Source organism: Paenibacillus psychroresistens (genome assembly GCF_009728935.1).
Lineage (GTDB): Bacteria > Bacillota > Bacilli > Paenibacillales > NBRC-103111 > Paenibacillus_AC > Paenibacillus_AC psychroresistens.
In genome coordinates, this window is record NZ_CP034235.1 from 4,881,318 (window position 1) to 4,903,383 (window position 22,066).

20 protein-coding genes are annotated in these 22,066 nt (G+C 39.7%); 5 read left to right on the forward strand and 15 right to left on the reverse strand.

Annotated elements, in window-relative coordinates:
- Positions 1–15: 15 nt before the first annotated feature.
- Genes EHS13_RS22390 through EHS13_RS22415 form a run of 6 tightly spaced genes read right to left on the reverse strand, consistent with a single transcriptional unit; the run spans position 16 to position 5,404 of the window.
- Positions 16–804 carry a Cof-type HAD-IIB family hydrolase gene (locus tag EHS13_RS22390; RefSeq protein ID WP_155702523.1) on the reverse strand — a complete coding sequence of 263 codons (789 nt, stop codon included), beginning with the start codon at positions 802–804 and terminating at the stop codon, positions 16–18.
- On the reverse strand, positions 794–1,546 hold the full coding sequence (locus EHS13_RS22395) for a pseudouridine synthase (protein ID WP_155702524.1): 753 nt from the start codon (positions 1,544–1,546) through the stop codon (positions 794–796). Before EHS13_RS22395 ends, EHS13_RS22390 begins: the two co-directional genes overlap by 11 nt.
- Positions 1,543–2,955: an RsmF rRNA methyltransferase first C-terminal domain-containing protein gene (locus EHS13_RS22400; RefSeq protein WP_155702525.1), complete on the reverse strand. Its 1,413-nt coding sequence runs from the start codon at positions 2,953–2,955 to the stop codon at positions 1,543–1,545. The genes EHS13_RS22395 and EHS13_RS22400 overlap by 4 nt, the downstream gene beginning before the upstream one ends.
- Before the next feature lie 52 nt (positions 2,956–3,007).
- Complete coding sequence (locus EHS13_RS22405; RefSeq protein ID WP_155702526.1) at positions 3,008–3,409, reverse strand: DUF309 domain-containing protein; 402 nt, start codon at positions 3,407–3,409, stop codon at positions 3,008–3,010.
- A gap of 28 nt (positions 3,410–3,437) precedes the next feature.
- Entirely contained in the window at positions 3,438–4,244 is an 807-nt protein-coding gene (locus EHS13_RS22410; RefSeq protein WP_155702527.1) for a GTP diphosphokinase, read from the reverse strand.
- Between the two features lie 53 nt (positions 4,245–4,297).
- A complete protein-coding gene (locus EHS13_RS22415; protein WP_155702528.1) occupies positions 4,298–5,404 on the reverse strand; it encodes a quinone-dependent dihydroorotate dehydrogenase in 1,107 nt (368 codons plus the stop codon).
- A 180-nt stretch (positions 5,405–5,584) separates the two neighbouring features.
- Here EHS13_RS22415 and EHS13_RS37255 point away from each other — a divergent pair, with 180 nt between their 5' ends.
- On the forward strand, positions 5,585–5,713 hold the full coding sequence (locus EHS13_RS37255; protein ID WP_264373546.1) for a hypothetical protein: 129 nt from the start codon (positions 5,585–5,587) through the stop codon (positions 5,711–5,713).
- On the opposite strand, the gene EHS13_RS22425 is transcribed toward EHS13_RS37255, so the two are convergent.
- The 3 genes from EHS13_RS22425 to EHS13_RS22435 all read right to left on the reverse strand — a co-directional run bounded on the left by EHS13_RS22425 (position 5,710) and on the right by EHS13_RS22435 (position 11,529).
- A complete protein-coding gene (locus EHS13_RS22425; protein WP_452446427.1) occupies positions 5,710–7,149 on the reverse strand; it encodes a L,D-transpeptidase in 1,440 nt (479 codons plus the stop codon). The genes EHS13_RS37255 and EHS13_RS22425 overlap by 4 nt on opposite strands.
- 203 nt (positions 7,150–7,352) lie before the next feature.
- Complete coding sequence (locus EHS13_RS22430) at positions 7,353–8,945, reverse strand: stalk domain-containing protein (RefSeq protein ID WP_155702531.1); 1,593 nt, start codon at positions 8,943–8,945, stop codon at positions 7,353–7,355.
- A 58-nt stretch (positions 8,946–9,003) separates the two neighbouring features.
- Positions 9,004–11,529, reverse strand: a complete 2,526-nt coding sequence (locus tag EHS13_RS22435; RefSeq protein WP_162463206.1) for a chitobiase/beta-hexosaminidase C-terminal domain-containing protein — start codon at positions 11,527–11,529, stop codon at positions 9,004–9,006.
- Positions 11,530–11,938: 409 nt separating this feature from the next.
- Here EHS13_RS22435 and EHS13_RS22440 point away from each other — a divergent pair, with 409 nt between their 5' ends.
- On the forward strand, positions 11,939–13,747 hold the full coding sequence (locus EHS13_RS22440; protein WP_155702533.1) for a CHASE2 domain-containing protein: 1,809 nt from the start codon (positions 11,939–11,941) through the stop codon (positions 13,745–13,747).
- A gap of 133 nt (positions 13,748–13,880) precedes the next feature.
- Here the strand turns inward: EHS13_RS22440 and EHS13_RS22445 are convergent, their stop codons facing one another.
- The 3 genes from EHS13_RS22445 to queF all read right to left on the reverse strand — a co-directional run bounded on the left by EHS13_RS22445 (position 13,881) and on the right by queF (position 15,860).
- A complete protein-coding gene (locus EHS13_RS22445; RefSeq protein ID WP_155702534.1) occupies positions 13,881–14,123 on the reverse strand; it encodes a ferredoxin in 243 nt (80 codons plus the stop codon).
- A 98-nt stretch (positions 14,124–14,221) separates the two neighbouring features.
- A complete protein-coding gene (locus EHS13_RS22450; protein ID WP_155705474.1) occupies positions 14,222–15,517 on the reverse strand; it encodes a DNA polymerase IV in 1,296 nt (431 codons plus the stop codon).
- Positions 15,501–15,860, reverse strand: a complete 360-nt coding sequence (gene queF, locus EHS13_RS22455) for a preQ(1) synthase (protein WP_155702535.1) — start codon at positions 15,858–15,860, stop codon at positions 15,501–15,503. Before queF ends, EHS13_RS22450 begins: the two co-directional genes overlap by 17 nt.
- Positions 15,861–16,044: 184 nt before the next feature.
- Here queF and cimA point away from each other — a divergent pair, with 184 nt between their 5' ends.
- Positions 16,045–17,664 (forward strand): citramalate synthase, encoded by a 1,620-nt coding sequence (gene cimA / locus EHS13_RS22460; protein ID WP_155702536.1) that lies wholly within the window; start codon positions 16,045–16,047, stop codon positions 17,662–17,664.
- Between the two features lie 72 nt (positions 17,665–17,736).
- Here the strand turns inward: cimA and EHS13_RS22465 are convergent, their stop codons facing one another.
- Positions 17,737–18,297 carry a TlpA family protein disulfide reductase gene (locus EHS13_RS22465; RefSeq protein ID WP_155702537.1) on the reverse strand — a complete coding sequence of 187 codons (561 nt, stop codon included), beginning with the start codon at positions 18,295–18,297 and terminating at the stop codon, positions 17,737–17,739.
- A 115-nt stretch (positions 18,298–18,412) separates the two neighbouring features.
- Between EHS13_RS22465 and EHS13_RS22470 the strand changes: the two genes are divergently transcribed.
- Together EHS13_RS22470 and EHS13_RS22475 are read left to right on the forward strand one after the other, a co-directional pair.
- Positions 18,413–19,699: an MFS transporter gene (locus EHS13_RS22470; protein WP_155702538.1), complete on the forward strand. Its 1,287-nt coding sequence runs from the start codon at positions 18,413–18,415 to the stop codon at positions 19,697–19,699.
- 69 nt (positions 19,700–19,768) lie between these two features.
- Entirely contained in the window at positions 19,769–20,203 is a 435-nt protein-coding gene (locus EHS13_RS22475) for a M67 family metallopeptidase (protein ID WP_155702539.1), read from the forward strand.
- Here EHS13_RS22475 and EHS13_RS22480 read toward each other — a convergent pair.
- The gene (locus EHS13_RS22480; protein WP_155702540.1) at positions 20,200–20,943 is read right to left on the reverse strand and encodes an exonuclease domain-containing protein; all 744 of its coding nucleotides are present in this window, start codon (positions 20,941–20,943) and stop codon (positions 20,200–20,202) included. The two genes, EHS13_RS22475 and EHS13_RS22480, sit on opposite strands and share 4 nt — an antisense overlap.
- 21 nt (positions 20,944–20,964) lie before the next feature.
- A complete protein-coding gene (locus EHS13_RS22485; protein WP_155702541.1) occupies positions 20,965–22,038 on the reverse strand; it encodes a DUF294 nucleotidyltransferase-like domain-containing protein in 1,074 nt (357 codons plus the stop codon).
- Positions 22,039–22,066 lie beyond the last annotated feature (28 nt).

Consider the following 22,066-nt stretch of genomic DNA (forward strand, 5'->3'; position numbering starts at 1 on the left):
GAAAGCTTTTATGCACTAGAAACAATATTTCATAATCGCTTGATAAACTCCATCTTCATTGTTAGAGCCTGTTAGTTCATTCGCCTGAAGTTTAAGTGGCTCTGGAGAATTGGCCATCGCGATACCTAATCCAGCATAGAGGATCATCTCACTATCATTATAATAATTGCCTATGGCCATGATTTCTTCCTGTTTGATCCCTTTATCCTCTGCTAATCGGCGTAATGCATGGCCTTTAGAAGCTTCTGCATGCATAATATCAATAAAGTGATGTCCACTTCTAATAATACTGAGTGGACTAGCCATCGCTCTCCAATCTGCTTCTATTTGATCCATTGCTGTCCGTTCGCTAAAAACAGATAATTTAACCCGATCAATATCAAGAGCAATAGCATCTTTAGTCACAATTGGCTCTAGCTTAAATTTATTGTACATCGCTTTAATTTCATCATTGAATTCTTCCACATAAATCTCAAAAGGAGCGTTTATCGCAAAATGAGCTTGTTTCGCTCGACAGTACTCAATAAATGGCTTGATGTCCTCGGAAAGAAAGGTTACCTCGTGAAGTATCTTAAGATCCTTTGATTGTACGGTAGCTGCTCCATTATGAGTAATAACGATACCCTCCAAGCCCAATTCCGCTAGAATTGGAAGTGTATTTTGCGGTCCTCTTCCAGTACATAACACAATTTGAGCGCCAGCATCGTTTGCACGCTTTACCGCGTATTTGGTCTTCTCCGTCAGCATATATTCATCATTCAGCAATGTGCCATCTACATCCAAAGCAATGAGCTTATAATTCATTTTCTTTGCCTCCTCTAAGCTGCTGAAGCTCGTCCTCCGTCAATTCACGGTATTCCCCAGGAGCAAGATACTCATCGAGCTTCAAGCTTCCCATCGATATTCGTTTGAGAAAGGTAACCTTTTTGCCAACGGCTATAAACATTCTTTTGACCTGGTGGAATTTCCCCTCCATTATAGTCAGCTCAATCTTAGAATTCTTAAGTAAAGAAGGATCACCGGCTACCAGTATAACTAGCTTGGCAGGCATAGTGACATATCCGTCATCCAGCTCTACCCCTTGAGCAAATACAGCTTGATCCGATTCATCTACAAGTCCTGTTACCTCTGCATAATAAGTCTTGGCCACGTGCTTCTTGGGAGAAAGTAAATTATGCGCAAGCTTGCCGTCATCTGTTAGCAAAAGTAAGCCTTCCGTATCTTTATCCAACCGCCCAACTGGAAACAAAGCCATATGCGCAAAAGGCGGCTCTAACAAATCCAACACAGTCCGTTCACGACTATCCTCAGTTGCAGAGATAACTCCTTGCGGTTTGTTCAACATTAAATAGGTTTGAGCTTGAAAATGTACCTTTTCTCCCTCTACTTCGATTTGATCCGTGTCTGGGTTCACTTGTAGTCCGCTGTCTTTTATAGCTTTTCCATTCACAGTAACAGCATGGCGTTTAACAAGCAGCTTAATTTCACTGCGAGTCCCATATCCGGAATGTGCTAATATTTTATCCAAACGCTGTGTTGTTTTCATGCCATCCATCTCCATCCTGCCGGATACTCATTTTTAATCATGCCCTCTTGCCATTTTCCCCAACCTGCAGGAAAGCCATCAATACAAATTAAGCAATGCCCTTTAACCGGGCTATCTACGTGCTTTCGTTCAATACTTTGTTCATCTGCCATGATGGTTTCGCCCTTTAGATAACGAATCGCATCACCGTCCGTAGAATTAAGCTGTAAGACTCTTATCGCTTCATCCGCATGTAATCCCATCGCTAGAGCGTGAGCAGGCTCAAAACGATTCTTACGAACAGCTCCCATGTACCAGCCTGGTTTAATAACCTTAATCCCGTCCAGACTTGGTAAGCCCTCGGGCATTAAATAAAGATGCTCTCCATAAAGCTTTTCTACGCCTGGCATTTCAAGCAACAATTGATCCTTACAAAACTGATGAAAAGGTGTTAAATCGATCTCAATGGGTTTAACAGCCGGTTTAGTTGGTCTTTTAGAAGGAATCTCAGGTGTTGGTTCTTCAAGTGTGGCTCTATCTGTTTTTTCACCTTTACGCTGCAGCACGGCTACATAATGGCCTTCGCCCTTAAGCAAATGAGGCCACAAACGTGCTGAACCATCCTTGGATGAAACAAAGCCAAAGTCTGCTTCAATCGGAACCACAGAGAAATCAGAAGACTCCTCAATAAATTGTGCGATCATTTCTTCATTTTCTTCCGGAGAGAATGTACAAGTTGAATAAACCAGCCGGCCTCCAGGAGCCAGCATAACCCCAGCAGATTTCAGAATATCCCGCTGCATGAGTGCATATTTAGCTGCGGAATTTAGATCCCACTGCTTAACCATCTCCTCTTCCTTACGGAACATTCCTTCCCCTGAACACGGCGCATCCACCAATATTTTATCAAAATAATCTTTAAACACCCGCTCAAGTCGATTCGGCAGTTCATTCAAAACAACTGCATTGCGCACTCCGAACAATTCAAGATTCTTGACTAACGGTTTGACCCGATCAGCATGGTTATCATTAACAACAATTAATCCGGTTTGCTTAAGCTTCGCGGCAATTTGCGTTGATTTCCCGCCTGGCGCAGCACATAAATCAAGCACCTTATCTCCTGGCTGGATATCCAAAAACTCAACAGGAGCCATTGCAGTAGGCTCTTGAATGTAATAAAGCCCTGCATTATAGTAAGGGTGCTTTCCTGGACGCTCTCCCTCTTCGTAGTAGAAGCCTTCCTTCGCCCAAAGAATCTCACTCAACTGAAATGGCGACAATCGTTTAAATTTCTCCACGGAAACCTTAAGCGTATTAATTCGCAGACCGTAATATCTGGGCTCTGAATAGGAAGCGAGAAATGCAGGAAATTGATCCTGAAGCAGCACTTTCATTTTGTCAACGAATGCTGCTGGTAAGTGCTCGGACATCAGTGGTCATCTCCTTATTAGCAACTGAAATAAAACAACAAAACCGGCTACGTTAACCGTGCCGGAGAATAGCTGCAGCAAGCTGCTCTTCAAGATTTGGGTCTAACACGCTAATATTCAAATCATAGAATTCAAACGGCTCCGTAGTAATATTAAGCAGCTTTTGTACGTAAACTCGACTCTCTTCAACGATCTTTGCCAAATCAATCCCTAGAATTGGACTTGCAAAATGCTGCAATTTATCGATACCCTGTGAGAATAGCTTAATCGACCCGCCAACGTTCCCATTCCAGTGGTGGTACAATCCAACGGCAATCTGCAATAAACCTTGGTAGAGAGGTTTACGCCCCTCCTCGAGCCACAATTCTTCCATAACCTCATGACATTCAAAATAATCCCGTTCTATATTAAAATAATAGATAAAATCCACGTATAAGCGATCATAACCTTGCATCCATTCCTAGCTTCCTTTCGTCCTTCCATTAACGCTTCTGATTATCTTTTTTGGCACGTGCCAATGCCACTTCAATGTCCAAGGAAAGCTCTGTCATGTTCCATGATGCATCATTTTCCCACAGTTCATTAAACCGCAGCTGAAATTGCGCAGCCTCACGAACTCGATGGTAGAAATACAGCTCTTGAATGTCATTCAACACTTTAGAAACCAAATTGGATTTATCCTCAAACAAGCGCTGTGATTCCATAATCTCATTACGGATGCTAGACATTTCTTCATCCAGCAAATAGGCAGCTTCTGCTGCTTTACTCAAGCGCAAAGTCACATTCTCCGGTAAACTCTCTTTATATTTATAATTCAAGGAGTGCTCAATCGTTGCCCAGAAATTCATCGCCAATGTCCGAATTTGAATTTCGGCCAATACTTTTTTAATTCCTAATGAAGTTTGAACCGGATACTCAATTATAATATGGTAGCTTCGGTAGCCGCTTGGCTTCTTATTCACTACATAATCTTTGACATAAATCACTTTCATATCCTGTCTCATTGAGATCAGCTCATGAATCCGCTCGATATCCTCAACAAATTGGCACATAATCCGAATTCCAGTGATATCCTCAATGCCTGTTTCAATTTGGTCCATGGGGACGTTTAGTTTTTTAGCTTTATCAAGAATACTGGATTTCCGTTTGATTCTGCCGGTCACGAATTCGATAGGTGTATATTCCTCACGGCTTTTCAGCTCAGAGCGCAAAATTTTGAATTTAACCTTTAGTTCCTCAAGTGCCTGCTCATAGGGGAGTAAAAATTTGTCCCAATCTCGTGCATCCATCCGGAATCCTCCATTCTATCTATACGGAAAACGAATATTAGTTTATCCGATATTCATCCTAGTTTCGGGTGGTCAGCTCCAATGGCTTGCGAAATATGTGAATATCCATCCCGAGCCAACAATTGCAAAAGTCCTTTGTTCAATCGTTTGATCAAGCTTGGCCCCTCATAAATCAACGCAGTATAGACTTCAACTAAGCTAGCTCCTGCTCGTATTTTATCATAAGCATCCTCAGCCGTAAAAACACCACCGCATCCAATGATCGGCAGCGTCCCATTCGTCTGCTTATAAATTTGCCTAATAATTTCCGTTGATCGGTTCGTTAACGGTTTCCCACTTAATCCGCCTGCCTCAGTTGCATTAACATGCTGTAGTCCATCCCGATTTAATGTTGTGTTCGTGGCAATAACTCCAGTGATACCACTCTGTACAATGGTTTCAATCATATAACTCAATTCTTCCACGCTGACATCTGGCGCTATTTTTACCCATATTGGTTTATTACTGCCGCCATGTCGGTTGCGCTGTATACTCATCTCTTCTTTGACTGCTTCCAGTAATATACGCAGTTCTTCGCCATGTTGTAAACTACGCAGACCAGGAGTATTAGGTGAGCTGATATTCACTACAAAAAAATCGCCCTCTGCATATAAATGCCGAATACAGGCACGATAATCATCAACCGCATCTTCGTTGGCTGTGACTTTGTTTTTGCCAATATTAACAGCAACCGGTATTATATAGGGTTTGGCCTTTTTCAAATTGACTGCCATTTGATCTGCGCCAACATTATTAAAGCCCATTCGATTAATAATAGCCGTATCTATAGGTAAGCGGAATAAACGCGGCAAGGGATTACCTGGCTGCTCTTTAGGTGTAATTGTACCTACTTCCATAAAACCAAAACCAATTGAAGAAAATCCAGCAACAGCTACTGCATTCTTGTCTAAGCCTGCCGCCAAACCGATTGGATTGGGAAATTCAATCCCTCCGAGCTTAATGGTTAGCTTTTTCTGCTTGCTCATCCCATATAACATTCTCAGTAGACTTATACCGCCTGGGATTTTCTCAGCCAAAGAAAGGCCGTGTATAGTAAGATGATGTGCCTTCTCAGCACTTAAACCAAATAATAGGGGACGAAGCAGCTTTCTGTAAAACATTTGCAAACACTCATTTCTAATTTAAATATTCTCTTGAGTATTTTATATGTTTCATCTCCAAAAGGGAAGTACAATTCACACATTTTGTCATTACAAGCAAAATATTTATCTAAATAGATTGTCCTAAAACGTTTACATTATGGTAATATAAAATAAATAGATATAGAGAGGTTGATATCCATGTTAAAAAAGAAGCCCATGCAACGCAAAAAGCAAGAAGAAATCAACAAAAAAGCGTTAATATGGATCGGTGCCTCTGCTGGTGCAATTATTATCATTATGGCAGTACTTCTAATTGTTTACACTTAATTCAACCATTTATAAATCCGACCTGGATTCGTTTCCTCTTCTGTATGAGGGGAATGAAACCGGGTTTTTTCCGTTGTTGGCTCTAGTGGCAGCTTTACCTTACCGATAGTTACCTTCGTCCCAAGCGGGGCCATATCGAATAACTCTTCAATATCTTCCTTCAGCATCCGGATACAGCCCAGTGACTCGTCCAATCCTATACTGGATGGCTTATTCGTACCATGGATCGCGTAAAGGGTGTCAGAAAGCGTCATCCCACGACTGCCAAAATCTCCATTGTCATGCCCATTTGGACTGCGAACTTTCTCCGTAATCGTAAAGCTGCCTTGCGGTGTTTTCTCGCCGCCTAGACCAATTGAATATTTACGAACAATAACCTTTCCGCTGACTAATGCCAATTGATGCGTTTGAGGATCAACTACAATTTCCAATGGGTCATCTAGCGGTGGTACAATTTCATAATTTGCAGTCGCATTCTGAGCAGCAGCTGGTTTTGCAGTCGCTTTAGGTATTGTAGAAGGTTTAGAATCATCTGTTGGCAGCTTCACTTCATCTTCTGGCTGATTAGTAGCCATTGGTAGTGGAGTCGGATTGATGTCCACTATAGGATTGTTTTTCATTATAACTTTATGAGAATCAGCAACTGTGTAATAAGGATATGCTTTTCTCATGACTTCACTTAATCCTGGGATAATATTCTTTGGGTAATCATTAGTCATTGAATCTGCTTTTGCTGGCAATTTCCCATTTGCTTTTTCATAAGCAGCCATCGTTGATCTTAGTACACTTAGTTGTTCTTGCTGTTGCTTCCAGCTTTTCACCGTCCGTAGTGCAGCAGCTCCACCAACTGCCGTACATTCACACACGGCGCTATCATGATAGCTAACGATTAGTTTACCTGAATTTGCGTCTCTTTCAGCGGAAAGCAGTGGGGCTGGTGTTTTTTGCCACATTACCCATTGTCCATCCGCACTTTTAGGAGCTTTTACTATAATAGATAGTTTTTTTTCTTTACCATTAGGTGTAATCATCGTATTTAAAGCTTTTTGAATGTCATTGGAAATACTGCCATCCTCGATATAGAAAACATTTAAACCGCTCTCCAAATCAGCTTCAGCTACAGCTATGTCTTCCAAATCCTCGCTCGCTTCTTCAAGTGCATCTGCAGGCAAATAGGTTAAAGCGAATATGACTAATGAAGCCACAATGACAGCTCGATAAGCGATCTTAATTCTTTGCTTCAACCTGTTCATCTTATGTACTATTTTCTGTTCTGGAATTGAATTGGGATCCAATGCTTTTTCAGAAGCATCTAACTGTATCGGGTTTGTCATCTCAAAAGCGCTATATACATCACCAGCTTGAGCAAAACAATACTTGGCTTTGCCTTCTTTGCCCTGTGATTCATATTGTTTTCCAAGTAAATACCAGCCCATTTTATTCTCTGGATGGACCTTTACAAAATTCTTCAGATATAACGGATCCTCTTGTTCCAAGCCTTCCAATTCGCACACCCCCCACTTCTTCATTTTATATATCGGAAAAAAGCAGCGGTTTTTGAAGAAAACCAATATAAAAATCGCCTCTCCATTATTTCTGGAAAGGCGATCCTTAGATAAACATTGGCAAATCCATAAAATTAGTTACGTAAAATGGCTGTGTGGTTCTTCTGATTCCATTCCACATTTAGACCAACTTGTTCTGCAAAAAAGCGAACTGGAATTAATGTACGATTATCTTTTGCAATTATATAAGGTGCAACATCGATTGTTGTAATTACGTCAGCTTTATCTTTTTCAATCGTAGTTACTGTCTTAGCTCCAATAGCCATCTTGATAGTTACTGTGCCTTTAGTCATTTCTATGATTTGCCCTTCAGCCGTATATTTCACTTCATAACCTAATGCTTCAGCAATCGCACGGAATGGAACCATCGTACGTGATGCTTTAATCTCAGCTTTGGAATCAAATACTACGGATTTGCCATTATAAACGACTTTGATTGAATCATCCTTAGCTAAGTCAGCTGGCAATTGATAAGGTGTAATCGAGCGAATTTTATTGTTGAAGGAATCCGTGACAAGAATAGTGCCATCTGCTGCTACTGCAACATCTGTAGGAACGCTAAATTGTGTGGAACGCTCAACACCATTAGCTTCACCAGCGAATTGATCTGCATCCCCCGCAATTGTTGATACTTTACCGTTGTATAAGTAACGTATGGAATGGTTTAAGCTATCTGCAATTAGTAATCCACCTTCATCTGTAACTGTGATACCAAGAGGACTATCAAACATCGCCTTAGCTGCATCTCCATCCGCATAGTCTCCAACTACATTGATTTTAGCAGTTTCATATGACCCACTACCTGCAACTGTTGTCACTTGGCCAGATGCCAAATCAATGTAACGAATTTTTTGGTTGCCTGTATCACTTACATATAAATTGCCTTTAGCATCAATCGCAATCCCAGAAGGTTCATTAAACTTAGCTTGAGTAAGCGCCCCATCCAAGTAATCCCCAGCAGCAATTGTTTGACCTGAAGCTATTAGTACTTTACGGTCCGATGCTGCATTTAACGTAGTTACAGTTCCATCTGCTGTAATTTTACGAATGGCATTGTTCAAGGTATCTGCAACATAGACAGTACCATCTTTAGCAACTGCAAGATCAGTAGGATGATTGAATTTCGCTTCCTTGCCAACAGCATTAACATTTCCTTGAACACCATTACCAGCAAGAATTGTTACAGTTCCAGTCGCATCAATCACACGAATCGCGTGATTATCTGTATCAGCTATATAAATCGATCCATTAACACCAAGTGCAATTCCATTGGGGTGATTAAAAAATGATAAGTCTGAAGTCCCATCCAATAAACCGCCAACCGGGAATCCTTGTGCATCCTTCTCTACCGATGCGCCAGCTAATGTCGTTACCTTGCCTGCCGCAATTTTACGAATCACTTGGCTGTTGGAATCAGAAACAATAATCGAACCGTCTGCAGCAACTAGGATCGATTGTGGGGAACGGAACAGAGAAGCAAGCGCTTCTCCATTCGTTGTCCCTGCATCCCCAGTACCTGCAACATTCAAACTACTAGACAATAACTGATTGGAATCCTTTGAGGAGAAAACACCATCTTTGGAAATGCTTGCTGATGCAATGCTTGTCCCGCCTACTAAAGCTGCAGTAAGCAGCGAACTTATAACAACACTTTTAATTCTTTTCATAGGTTTCTCCTTTATTGGTTAGATGTTCTGTTGGTAACTATTTCTTTTATTAATTTTATTACTGTTCAGTTAAAATCACGGGGTTGAAATAAGTAACTGGAATTGTTGCAGGTGTATCTATGATGTCTGTACCAAAGTTAAAGTTCTGAAATGTATAGCTTGTTCCATCAGTATTTACAACTTTAATATAAATCGTAAGTGGATACTGAGTTGTATTTTCTGTTGATGCAAATATTGAAAATGGAAGTTTAACCAGTTCATATGGACCAGTAATATTTGCATCTGGATCCATAGTAGGAAGAACTGCTGCAAAAATCACTTCTCTTGATACTGCATTATTAAATCTCTTTACGCTGCTTTCCCCAAAGAAGGCTGAGCTAATACCACTCTGAAGTGCAGTTAAATTGACATTTCCAGGAGAGACTACGTGCACCTCAACACCAGCAACCTGATTGGCAGCTATAAGATTATTAATAGTTAACACTAAATCAAAATTATTAGAGCCAAATTGATTTATTGTAGGAGTAACTGTTACTGCAGGTAACGGTAAATTAATCGTAAATAAGCCAGTTGCAGTACCAGATTTGAGCATGCCTGGCTTGACGGCAATTGCTTTTATCGTTGTGGTAACTGAAACATTAATTGGAATAGTGTATGCATGTGTTATTGAATCTGTAGAGACAACGCCAGATCCATTGATCACAGGCTCACTGCCATCTGTTGTGTAATAAATTGTTGCATCTTGTGTAGCAGAAAATAATTCAATTGTTTTTGTAGTTGTAAAGGTGCCTTCTCCAGGTAAGAAGGTTGGTTTTTCTGCAGTCTGTAATACTGATAATGTATAAGCTACTGTGATTTCAGACGAATCAGCTAGATTTGCTTTAAAAGCAATAGCTCTAATTGTTGTATCTGAAGTAATTTGTATCGGGCTGCTGCTGTTAAAAATAGTAGATGTTGAAGTAGGTTTGGTATTGTTAGTTGTATATCGAATAACTGCACCTGCAGTTACCGTCGTGATAGTAACAGGAGTACCGGATGAAACTGCACCGGATCCATGATCGAATGATGGAGCAGCCACAGCAATTGTATAATCTCTGCTAGCTACTGCAGAATCATTGTAACCCGGTTTAGTAGCTATAACTTTTAGTGTGCTAATCTTATCGATAGTTACAAAAGCACCTGGTGTAGACGAAGTAGTAGGTGTTGTCTTATCCGTTGTGTAATAGTAGGTAACACCTTCAGTTGCTGATGTAAAATGAACGGATTGTGGAGAAGTATATGTTCCTGCTGGTATGTCAAAGCTAGGTGTAGCCACCGTTTGTCTGGTTGTTGGAGCTGGTGATGAACTAGGTGATGGTACTGGTATCGGTGATGGTGTCGGTGTCGGTTTATTCAAACCTAAATCTTCTTTTTCCTTAGCAATTCTAGCTTTTTCAGCATCAAGCTTCTTCAAAGCTTCTGCTAGCTTTAATTTAGCGGCATCTTCAGCTGCTTTTTTCACTTCATCGGCTGCTTTCTTGGCAGCTTCAAGCTTCTTTAACTCTTCATCCTTTTTCTTCTGAAGCTCCGGATCTACTCCTGCGGTTTTATCCATAGGCAAGACTTTATCTAAGTCCAATTTTTTAGTCGGATCCGTAATATCCTTATTTAATTCTTCAATAATTTTATCAATTTTCTCTTTGTCTACTTTTTTCTCTTCTATCGCTGTTTTAGCAACATTACCGATAAGATTGTCAAGGTTCTTAGCAACCTTGTCCAATTCGCTTTGATCTTTAGTATCTAATGATGAACCCGCTCCATCTCTAGCAATACCTGTAGGATCTCCATTGGCAATCTTTTCTTTTTGCGCGGCAATAAACTCAGCATTTTCTCGATCAATATCAGCTTTATCTTTAATAATCGCTTCGATAATTTCAGAAGGAGTTTCCGAAACAAGTTTTTCCGGATCAATAATAGCTACCTTGTCTTCCAAATCAGTAACTTCATCGCGAGAATCTAATGAAAGCTGCTGAGAAGGAGCTATCAGAATTTCTTTACCTTCATCCTCTGTAGCATCTTCACTATTAGTCTTTGCAGAAACAGTACCTGCGGCAACAGCCACGTAGGTTTCACCCGTTTCACTGTCCACGTTTGTCAGAACCTTAGTTCCACGAACCGCCATGACAGCTGTTGGTGTTTCTACCTCAAAGTCGTCTCCGCCGGAAAGCTTCTTAACATTCGACCAAACGGAACCTGAAAGTACTTTAATTTTTGATTTCTTGCCTTTGCCTTTATCCGTTAATGTAGTAAGGGAAACAACCGCATTAGAACCGATGGTAACCTCATCCTCATGATCTTTAATTTTAAATGTAACAGAAGAATTAGCATCTGTAGTTATGTAATCGCCTTGAGCTAGCCCCATATCAATGTAAGCATCATATTCACGTGAACCTCCTGAGCTTTTAACTGTAGCTGAACCTGTTAAATCAGAAATTATGGCAATACGTGAAGATTTCCCTAGTGCTGGTGTAGCGATTCCTGTCGAAATAAGAGTTAACAAGAATGTTGCAATGACAATTGCTGATAAATTTCGATTGAATTTCATAATTTTTCCCCTTCCTGCCTTCATTAATTTATTTATTTTTTTGATAAATTTAGCCTATTGTAATAGATTAATAGATAATAGACCTATATTTCAATAGTACTTTTGACGCTATTGTGTTATTTAGTAATACTTTCCTTCTATTCTAGATTGAAACAGACAAAAGCACAATGAAAAATTTGTCGGAATAAGTAAGATACTTCCTCTCTTTATAGCAAATTAAATAGCACAACTGTTGATTATAGAGGAATATTGTCGAATGTTCTGTAATTTGCATTACATTTTCGCTAATCTTTCTGCTTTACGACATATTATTACTTTTTTTATCAATTTAGTGTTGTGAAGCTTCAACGTTTGTATTATTGTTTTTATAGATTAATAAATTTCATAAAAAATGGGAGAAATGCATGCGATGAAAAGAAAACTTTGGACAACCGCTTTAATAGGTAATATCCCTGTTCTTTTGCTCTGTTTTCTACTAATAGGGCCTCTATTGGTTTTAAGCAACTCTTTGTACGATTTCGATATGAAAAGCACCATGACAAATGAATACCATCATGATGTTGTGGTTGTAGCCATTGACGATGAATCACTTAAAGAGCTTGGAGCATTTCCTTGGGATCGCAAATCTTACATACCTGTAATTGAACATCTAGAAAAAGCCGGAGCCGCATCAATAGGCTTCGATATTCAATTTTATGAAAAAAGCAATCCAGAAAGCGATAAAGCATTTGCTGATGCCTTAGCCAAGTATGATAATATTATTCTCCCTGCTCAGGCTGATTTCACGGGTAAGTTTAACGATATTGATAATTCCAATGTTACAATCAAGCATCCAAATGAGCCCATAACTTCTAAAAGTGTCATAATGCCTTTTCCTGAGTTTGGAGCTGTTACGCAGGTAGGACATGTCAATGCAAACGTGGATAAAGATAATGTTATTCGCAAAACATTCCTGAGAATTAATACACCCGAAGGAATGATTGATTCCTTAGCAATTCAATCTGCTCGTAATATTGGGATTGATGTTGATACCAACTATCTAAACAATTACAAAAATGCGGAAATGCAGATTAAATATGATCTTAATTCCGACGACATTCAGGTAATCCCATTTCACAAAATAATGAACGATACAGAAGGCAAATATAAGCTTAGAAACACTGCCGTACTAATAGGCTTTACTGCAACTGGAGTAAGTAACGATGATGGTAGAACTCCTATAGAAAGTAAAACTAAGCTGGTATATGTCCACGCCAACATTATTAACCAATTAATAAATGATACCCATATCACACCTGAGAAACAGAAAATAACCTTTTTTCTTATCTTAGTCCTGTTCCTTGGAGCAGCCTATTTATCCTGGAAGTTCAAACCTACAACCAGCTTTATTATTGTTTTTGTACTGATAATTGCCATGTTGGTTGGTCAATATTACTTGTTCTCCTACTCCGCTACGAATGGAATCTTTGTGAATACTGTTTCACCTATTGCCGCCTTATTGTTAAGCTTTCTTGTAAATATATCGATAAAAACTTATTTCGAAACCAAACAAAAGAATTACATTACCAAACAATTTGGACGTTATATCTCACCAGATCTCGTTAAAGAAATTGCTAAGAGTGACCAAGAAATTAAGCTTGGTGGAATTAGTAAAGAGCTATCGGTACTGTTCCTCGACGTTCGTGGATTCACACCACTTTCAGAGAAGCTACAGCCAGAAGAGGTTGTTGGATTCCTTAACATGATGTTCAACTTAATTACCGAAAAAGCGTTGGAGAATCATGGTACGATTGATAAGTTTATTGGAGATGCAGCGATGATCTTGTACAATGCACCTCTAGATGTTAAACACCATGAGTACTTTGCCGTAAAATCCGCTTATGATATGCAAAAAGGGATGATTCAGGTTAGAGCGGATGTTTTGGAGAAATACGGAGTTACGATAAGTGTTGGTATTGGTATTAACACCGGCGAAGTGGTTGTAGGTAATATTGGATCTTATCTGCGAATTGACTACACAGCTATCGGTGATAACGTAAATACAGCTGCGCGTATTGAATCGAACACTCAGCCTAACCAAGTGCTTGTTTCCGAAGCAACCTATGAAAGAACCAAAGAATATTTTGAATACAATTGTATCGGTGAAAAAATGATGAAAGGTAAATCATTGCCTGTTAAGTTATATGAGGTAATCGAGCATCTTAAGACACCTGTATAATTCTACTTAATATTACTCAGACTGTCCTCTGCGGGCAGTCTTTTTTACTTGTTTAAAATTCAAAAAGGCTAATCTCCATCCGCAGTTTAAACTACGTAATGAGATCAGCCTTTTGTTTCAAACGGTAATAGAATTAACCTGCTTTGTTGAATGCAGCGTCTGCTACTTTAATAGAATCCGTAGGGCAGCCATCTTGTGCATCCTGAAGGTCGTCCAAAAGATTGTCAGGAATTACTGTAACCCCTTTATTGCCATCACCATCAAAAATAACTTCAGCTAAGCCTTCATCGTCATAATCATAAATGTCCGGAGCAGTCGCGCCGCATGCACCACAAGCGATACATGTATCTTTTTCAACCCAAGTGTATTTTGCCATTGTTCTTACTCCTCCTCATTATTTAGTATCTATCATGTAAACTATAATACAAAATGATGGAAAGTTCAAATACTTAATCCCAAGATTTCTGCAATAATTTATGACTCTTCATCAAAATTACTTATTTTGAGATGATCCATTTGTAATGAGGTACCTCGTACCTTGTGATTACGAATTAAAGCGGATGGATCGTTACTGATCATACCTGCTGTAAGCAAGGCGCTTTCCCCATATTTATCTCGAATGCGATCCATGGCTAGGTTTAATTGCTCTCTCTTAGGCTGCTTCTCAAAATCAAACAAATCCAACTGCATCGCAGATTTATCTTTATCCTGGAGACTTTGCAGTGTGATTCCCAATAATCGCACAGCTTTTCCAGACTTCCAATGCAAATGAAATAAACGGCATGCCTCATGGTAAATATCATCTGCATTCTCTGTCGGAGCTGCTGGAGTGAAAGAACGTGTAATGGTCTTCATTTCCGGATCCCGGATAGTAATCTGAATAGTGCCAGCCGTTAAATGCTGTCTTCGCAATCTTCTCGCAACCTGATCTGCCAAATTCAGAAAAACGCGATCAATAGCGGTTTTCTCTGTTAAATTTTGCGGCAATGTCGTCGTATGTCCGATCGACTTGCTTGCTTCATTCAGCGGATTAACCGGGGAATGGTCAATCCCATTAGCAGCCTGCTTCAGCCAGCTGCCAATCACACCAAAATGTTTGATCAAAAAGGATTCCTCAGCAGCAGCCAGCTGTCCGATAGTTTGAATATTCAGAACACTCAGCTTGTCTCCTGTTTGTCGGCCGATCCCGAATAAATAGGCACATGGTTTGTCCCATAGCAGCCGCGGAACATCTCTTCTTCGTAAAATAGAAATCCCGTTTGGTTTTTTCATATCAGAAGCCATTTTGGCTAGTAGTTTATTAGGTGCAATTCCAATTGAACATGGCAAATCAAGCTCTACACGAATTCTCGTTTGCAGAGCTTGAGCAATTTCTAATGGGGAGCCAAAAAGCTTTGAACCGGTAATATCTAAATAACATTCGTCAATAGACATAGCCTCTATTAAAGGTGAATAACTATAAGCAATTTGCATAAAGGCTTTGGAGAACAAGCGATACTGCTCAAAATCAGGTTGAATGATGATAAGCTCTGGACAGACTTTAAAAGCCTCTCGCACCTGCATACCCGTCTTAACCCCTTGGGAACGAGCTACATAGGAGGAAGTCACTACGATCCCTTTACGCAGCTCTACGCTCCCTGCAACAGCTATTGGCTTGCCTCGATACTTATCAGGCTCGACTGCTTCATGTACCGAACAGTAAAATGCATTCATATCTGTGTGCAGAATGACTCTACCATCCTTGGGATAGAACTCAGCGCTTGGCTTCATATTCTGCACGAACAGTAGTGTAAATGCCGCCGCGCACATTGAATTTGCCCGTAACATGCAGCTTACGCGGTTGAATAAACTTAACGATATCATTTAGAATCATATTCGTAACATCTTCATGAAAATGACCTTCGTCACGAAAGCTCCAAATATATAGCTTCAAGGACTTTAACTCAACAATATAAGGGCCTGGAATATATTTAATTATAATTGTCGCGAAGTCGGGTTGACCTGTTACTGGGCATAAAGCTGTAAATTCAGGACATTCGATTTCCACTTCATAATCGCGATCCTCATGGGGATTCGGGACAGGCAATAAGGTTCTTTCAGGTTTAGTAGACATTAAATGAGCACCTCCGTAAAATAGTAAAGCAATTACAGCATACAATTCCGCCCTTGGCTGGTCAAGTTTCTGAACATATAATCATAATTTCCCTTACGAAAAGCGTGTTCTTGATGAGAAATTATGCTATAATATTTTATCGCATGAGCTAAAATTGGTATAGCCTTAGGAGGATTCGTTCGCTATGAATGCAAATATTAAAATTTTCGATACAACATTAAGAGACGGCACGCAAGGTGAAGGTGTCAGCCTATCCGTTGAAGATAAAATAAAAATAGCTTTAAAGCTTGATGCTCTTGGCGTCCATTACATAGAAGGTGGTAACCCTGGCAGCAATAGCAAGGATATAGAGTTTTTTGAGCGGGCCAAACACATTAAGCTAAACAACGCTAAATTCGTCGCATTCGGGAGTACACGTCGTAAAGATACAGATGTGGAAACAGATGCTGGCTTAAAGCGTATTATTGATTGCGGGATGCCTGTGGCCACTTTAGTTGGTAAAGCTTGGGACTTCCATGTTCATACTGCATTACAGACTTCATTAGAAGAAAATTTAGCAATGATCTATGATTCTTTTAAATTTCTTAAGTCTAAAGGTTTAGAAACGATATATGATGCGGAGCATTTCTTTGATGGGTATAAGAATAATCCTGAATATGCCCTAGCCTGTCTCAAAAAAGCAGAGGATGCTGGAGCTGACTGGATCGTATTGTGCGATACCAATGGCGGTACCTTGCCAGGTGAAATATATGATATTGTCAGCCACGTTTGCAGCATAATGACTACACCTATCGGAATTCATACACATAACGATTGCGAGCTTGCTGTTGCCAACAGCTTAACAGCTATCCAGGCAGGTGCTAGACAGGTACAAGGTACAATGAATGGTTATGGTGAACGTTGCGGAAATGCAAATTTGTGCTCGATCATCCCCAATCTTCAGTTAAAGCTTAACTATCCTTGCCTAACTGAACCTCAGCTGCAAAGCTTGACATCCGTTGCTCGGTTCGTTAGTGAAATTGCAAATGTGCATATGCCTGTGAACCAACCTTACGTGGGTGTTGCAGCGTTCGCGCATAAAGGCGGCATTCATGTTTCAGCTATAATGAAGGATTCTAGAACTTACGAGCATATCAAACCAGAATTAGTAGGAAATAAACAACGCGTATTGGTTTCTGAACTAGCCGGCCAAAGCAATTTAATGTTTAAAGCTCAGGAATTGAATATAAATCTCAATATGGAACAAGCCCAGACTAAAGAAATTATTGATAGAATAAAAGCTATGGAGCATCAAGGCTACCAATTTGAAGGTGCCGACGCTTCACTTGAACTCTTATTACGCCAAGCTTCAGGTGAAATTGAAGAAATGTTTACACTCGAATCTTTTAAAATCAGTGTCGAGAAAATCGCTAGCCAAGCGGTCGTTTCCGAAGCGATCATCAAAATCAAAGTGCACGGTGAAACGGTCTACACTGTAGCCGAAGGAAATGGCCCTGTAAATGCTTTGGACAACGCACTAAGAAAAGCTTTAATCGCTTACTATCCAAGTATTCAGAATATGCATTTATCCGATTACAAAGTACGGGTGATTGATGATAAGGTTGCTACGGCAGGGAAAGTTCGAGTTCTAATCGAATCAAGTGATTTCAACAATACATGGAGTACGGTTGGCGTATCCGAGAATATCTTTGAAGCAAGCTGGTTGGCACTGATCGATAGCATACGATATGCATTAATTGGCCAAACACAGATTAAACATGAGTCAGAGAAACAAAAAGAACGTTTCGGTTTAGTTAATCATTAAATCATATAGCTATCTATGTTTAAATTATAACGGCTTATTCTAGAGGATCTCTTCTAGAATAAGCCGTTTTTTTCACTCTTTAATCAATTTTTTGATTTTCCGTTCAAGCTCTGATGGTGATAAAATATGAATCACATCCACTACAACCCCATTACGATCAACCAAAAAGCTGGTGGGAATAAGGTTAAATCGGTATAGATCTGCAACTTTACCTTCCTTGTCCAACAGGATGGGGAAAGGTAATTTATACTGCTTCACAAATTTCTTCATATCATCTAAATTGTCTTTATCCGTAGTGTTGATACCGTATAAATTGAAATCATCCTTATATTTATCATACATATTCTTCAAATCTGGTGCTTCTAATTCACACGGACCACACCAGGATGCCCAAAAATTCAGCATATAAGGTTTATCCTGTTTACCCCCAACCTGATAAGACTTTCCATCCAATCCCGTTAATTGAAAGGTTGGAGCGAGAAACCCAGGCTTAGGAGCTGTATCCACAACTTCATTATCATCCTTTTTCAAGACATCTTTTCCTCGTGCAGACACATTCTGAAATACGGCAATGCCGATTAGAATCAGTAAGACAACGAAAACAGCTAAATTTTTAGAAAGCTTATTATTCATATTTGATCAACCATTTAGAATCACTTCTCCAATTTCGAATTAATCGACCTTCGTATGTTTGTTTTACCATGTGGGAACATTAATTGCAAACCGATCTGCAGGAGGCGTAATTCCCTTGGCAAAAGCAAAAACAAAATCTTGGCTTAATGTTACATTCGAAAGCTCCATAGACCAAGAGGAGACACAAAGCCCTTCAAAAAAAACTAAGTCCAAAGGAATCATTGGTCAATTTATCGCTTTAGCGACCATCCCTATGGTTCTAGTATTAGGCAACTCTATGCTCATTCCAATCCTGCCTCAAATGGTCACAGAGCTTGGCATTACTAAAGCACAAAGCAGCTTTATCATCACGTTATTCTCCTTAACGGCTGCCATTGTCATTCCTATTGCCGGCTTTCTATCTGACCGTTTCTCACGCAAAGCTGTCATAATACCTTCATTAATCATTTATGGGCTAGCAGGCGTTTTAGCAGGCTTTGGGGCTGTTTGGAACTCTTATACCATCATTATCATTGCACGGGCCATACAAGGCATTGGAGCGGCTGGTACAGGCCCAATATCATTAGCCCTCGTAGGAGACATGTACCAAGGCGCGACACAAAGTAAGGCATTAGGATTAATTGAAGCCTCGAATGGTGCTGGTAAAGTAATTAGTCCGATAATAGGGGCTTTATTTGCATTAATTATCTGGTATGCAGCATTTTTTGCTTTTCCGATATTTTGTCTACTTTCAATAATAGCCGTTGTATGGGTGATAAAAGAGCCTAAAAAAGCTACAAAGCCGAAAAAGCTTAAACCTTACATTTCGGACATCAAATCTATTATCAAAGAAAAGGGAAAGTGGTTGCTCCCTGCGTTTCTCGCTGGTTCTCTGGCTTTATTTACTCTGTTTGGCGTGCTCTTTTATTTATCCAATATCCTCGAGGAGCCTCCCTATAGCTTAAAAGGAGTTATTAAAGGGCTAGTATTAGCGATCCCATTATTAGGAATGGTTATCACGTCCTACGTTACAGGAAGTAAAATCAAGAAAAATGGCGTTTTAATGCGGTGGTTAATGAACATTGGCTTAATTATTATGACCGTGTCGCTTGGATTAACTTTATTTTTTTTCAAGAATGTGTATATCTTCATTGGACTTTTGACACTAAGCAGTATTGGTACAGGGCTTCTGCTGCCTTGTCTGAATACAATGATTACAGGAACTGTAGAAAAGAGCGAGCGAGGCATGATTACATCTTTATATAGCAGCCTTCGCTTTCTAGGTGTAGCTTTAGGCCCCCCCTTGTTTGGTTGGATGATGGAAAAGTCTGATAAAATTATATTCATTACCGTTTCTTCTTTAGCCTTGGGTACTTTAGTAATGGTATTCTTCTTGATTAAACCTGAAGCCGAGGTACAATAAAGCTTACTTCAAAATAACCTAATTTATGTGTATACTTGATGTTTATTGGGCTATTAAGAGGTGTGGACAATGATAAAAATAACTTTTCAATTATATAATGAACTTATTGATTACTGTAGATTCCAGCTGCCAAACGAAGCTTGTGGTGTCTTTTTAGGAACTAATGATCCAGATTCACTTACAATAAAATCGTTTAGGGGTATTACGAATATCGCGAATTCAGCTAATAACCAGTTTGAATTTAATCGCGAGGAATTGCTTAAGCTAATTTACAGCAAGCATGGTTATCCCTGGATTGGTATTTTTCATTCTCATCCCCTTACTGATGCATACCCTTCTAATGCTGACTTACAAAGCCCTTGGACATTGCCTATCTATGCCATCCTCTCCTTGACTCAACCCAATCAACCGATCATGAAATCCTTCGAATTTAGCTCAAATCAACAAAAAAAGCCCCACTCCATCAAGGAGCAGACTATTGAGATTATTATGGGTTCACCCTAAGCCATGTGACTTAAATGAGCATATAGATCGCCCAAATTATTGACTTCTCTGTTTTCCATTTCCTTCATAAACTTACACCAAAGATTGGCTGTCATTAAAGAATCCCCCAACGCATGATGTCGCTGAGCTGGATCTATCGAAATCTCGTAATGATCCAATAACGAATCCAGTCCAAAATCCCTACGTTTAGGATGCAGCCATTTGGCAATCATCATCGTATCCAAGACCCGGTGAGTGAGATTCGTTTTTGAGGTTTTCCATAAAGCCGAGTTCAAAAACTGCTTATCATGCCCTGTTCCATGCGCAATCAATATTCGCTTCTGGACAAATTCTAAAAATCTGCGTAAGGCTTGGATTAATTCCGGTGCTTCTGATCCCATCTTATTAGTTATCCCCGTAAGCTCCTCAACAACTGTAGGAATGTTGCGTTTGGGATTCACATTGCTATAGAAGGTCTCTTCTGACTTAACATCTCTGCCTTCCACAACCACAGCGCCAATTGAGATAATTTCATCCCCATTATAAGGGGAGAATCCAGTAGTTTCCAGATCAAACACCACAGCATGCAGATCATTCAAAGTTACATCATATAATGAATTTTGGCGTTGCTCCTTCATGATAGATCGGATGAAGGCCATTTGCTGTGCATTCTGCGGATTAAACATCGAATTAATTGCAGGAGTAATGCCGCCCATTTTATAGAGCTGCCACATCCCGCTAGGGGGCTTAGGTTCCTTCATCCGCTACCATCTCCTTTATTATTATTGATCCAGCTCATGCTGTACCTTTTTCTGGACAAACTTCTGTAAATCAATTCCTGTATATAAAGAATATTTTAACGCCTTCTTTGTTTGTTTTGATAATTGGCTAGTTAATAATTTCCCCCTTGAGGAGAATAAACCATCTTCTAGCTGGAAAGGTGTCTTGGAGCGTAATTCAAGATTCAGCGCCATAGCTTTTTTCCATTCGTTTGCTTGTGCATTTGTGATTGCTTTACATTCCAGAAGCCTATCTATACGTTCTAAAGTCGATGTTTCTCGAACATCTTCTTGAATAGCCAATAATCGAATTCCATTTACGATGGGAATATAGGAGCCATATTTAATATCCACTCCACCAGCATCTTCACCATACCGCTCCGTTAGCAGCTGCCCAAAAATACCCAATGAAGTTTTACGGTGCAACGTATTCTGAAGCAAGTTTTCTAGAATGGAACGATGCGAACTTATAAATTCAGCTACGAATTCTTTTAACTTATCTACTATTGATACATCGCCATAAACGGCTCGCATATCCTCGATTATTAATAGATATCGGATATTCTCCCAATTGGGTTCTTCCAACCAATCTTGTACATTTTTTTTCCAATCTGTTAAAGATTTGCGCCAGCTTTCGTTGCTCGATATCACATCACCCTCACAAGGAGGATATCCTAGCACCATTAAACCGCTAATAATACAATCAGCCAAAGCTTTAAAATAACCAGCTACTTCTTCCTCATCTTCTACTTCAGTTGACTCATAGATCAAACCATTGTCCTGATCACTCCAAAGCGTTTGTTCTTTTCTACCGCCACTTCCAAATAGTAAAAAGGCATAAGGTACTGGAGCTGCTCCAAACCCTTTATCTATAAGCAATTGTTCTGAAATCACAATACATCGTTGTATCAACCAATCATGAATGTCATTTAATTGCTGGTTCCATTCAATTGGGGTGCTCAAAAGGGGATGCACCTGTATAATCTCATGCACCTGATCCCGGAGTACTCTTAAACTACTAAAATCTTTAGCGTTTAAGATGAGCTCACGGCTTGTTTCAAGTGAGAGTTTATACATGATGCAATCCCCTTTCACCAACCCAACA

What these genes read in the sequence shown, in the direction of transcription:
- EHS13_RS22450 (WP_155705474.1), bottom strand. Translation starts at nt 15,517, where the DNA reads ATGAAGCCAAGCGCTGAGTTCTATCCCAAGGATGGTAGAGTCATTCTG.
- EHS13_RS22480 (WP_155702540.1), bottom strand. Translation starts at nt 20,943, where the DNA reads ATGAAGGAACCTAAGCCCCCTAGCGGGATGTGGCAGCTCTATAAAATG.
- EHS13_RS37255 (WP_264373546.1), top strand. Translation starts at nt 5,585, where the DNA reads ATGTTAAAAAAGAAGCCCATGCAACGCAAAAAGCAAGAAGAAATCAAC.
- queF (WP_155702535.1), bottom strand. Translation starts at nt 15,860, where the DNA reads ATGTCTACTAAACCTGAAAGAACCTTATTGCCTGTCCCGAATCCCCAT.
- cimA (WP_155702536.1), top strand. Translation starts at nt 16,045, where the DNA reads ATGAATGCAAATATTAAAATTTTCGATACAACATTAAGAGACGGCACG.
- EHS13_RS22425 (WP_452446427.1), bottom strand. Translation starts at nt 7,149, where the DNA reads ATGGGCTGGTATTTACTTGGAAAACAATATGAATCACAGGGCAAAGAA.
- EHS13_RS22405 (WP_155702526.1), bottom strand. Translation starts at nt 3,409, where the DNA reads ATGCAAGGTTATGATCGCTTATACGTGGATTTTATCTATTATTTTAAT.
- EHS13_RS22440 (WP_155702533.1), top strand. Translation starts at nt 11,939, where the DNA reads ATGAAAAGAAAACTTTGGACAACCGCTTTAATAGGTAATATCCCTGTT.
- EHS13_RS22465 (WP_155702537.1), bottom strand. Translation starts at nt 18,297, where the DNA reads ATGAATAATAAGCTTTCTAAAAATTTAGCTGTTTTCGTTGTCTTACTG.
- EHS13_RS22395 (WP_155702524.1), bottom strand. Translation starts at nt 1,546, where the DNA reads ATGAAAACAACACAGCGTTTGGATAAAATATTAGCACATTCCGGATAT.
- EHS13_RS22485 (WP_155702541.1), bottom strand. Translation starts at nt 22,038, where the DNA reads ATGTATAAACTCTCACTTGAAACAAGCCGTGAGCTCATCTTAAACGCT.
- EHS13_RS22400 (WP_155702525.1), bottom strand. Translation starts at nt 2,955, where the DNA reads ATGTCCGAGCACTTACCAGCAGCATTCGTTGACAAAATGAAAGTGCTG.
- EHS13_RS22445 (WP_155702534.1), bottom strand. Translation starts at nt 14,123, where the DNA reads ATGGCAAAATACACTTGGGTTGAAAAAGATACATGTATCGCTTGTGGT.
- EHS13_RS22435 (WP_162463206.1), bottom strand. Translation starts at nt 11,529, where the DNA reads ATGAAATTCAATCGAAATTTATCAGCAATTGTCATTGCAACATTCTTG.
- EHS13_RS22475 (WP_155702539.1), top strand. Translation starts at nt 19,769, where the DNA reads ATGATAAAAATAACTTTTCAATTATATAATGAACTTATTGATTACTGT.
- EHS13_RS22430 (WP_155702531.1), bottom strand. Translation starts at nt 8,945, where the DNA reads ATGAAAAGAATTAAAAGTGTTGTTATAAGTTCGCTGCTTACTGCAGCT.
- EHS13_RS22415 (WP_155702528.1), bottom strand. Translation starts at nt 5,404, where the DNA reads ATGTTTTACAGAAAGCTGCTTCGTCCCCTATTATTTGGTTTAAGTGCT.
- EHS13_RS22390 (WP_155702523.1), bottom strand. Translation starts at nt 804, where the DNA reads ATGAATTATAAGCTCATTGCTTTGGATGTAGATGGCACATTGCTGAAT.
- EHS13_RS22410 (WP_155702527.1), bottom strand. Translation starts at nt 4,244, where the DNA reads ATGGATGCACGAGATTGGGACAAATTTTTACTCCCCTATGAGCAGGCA.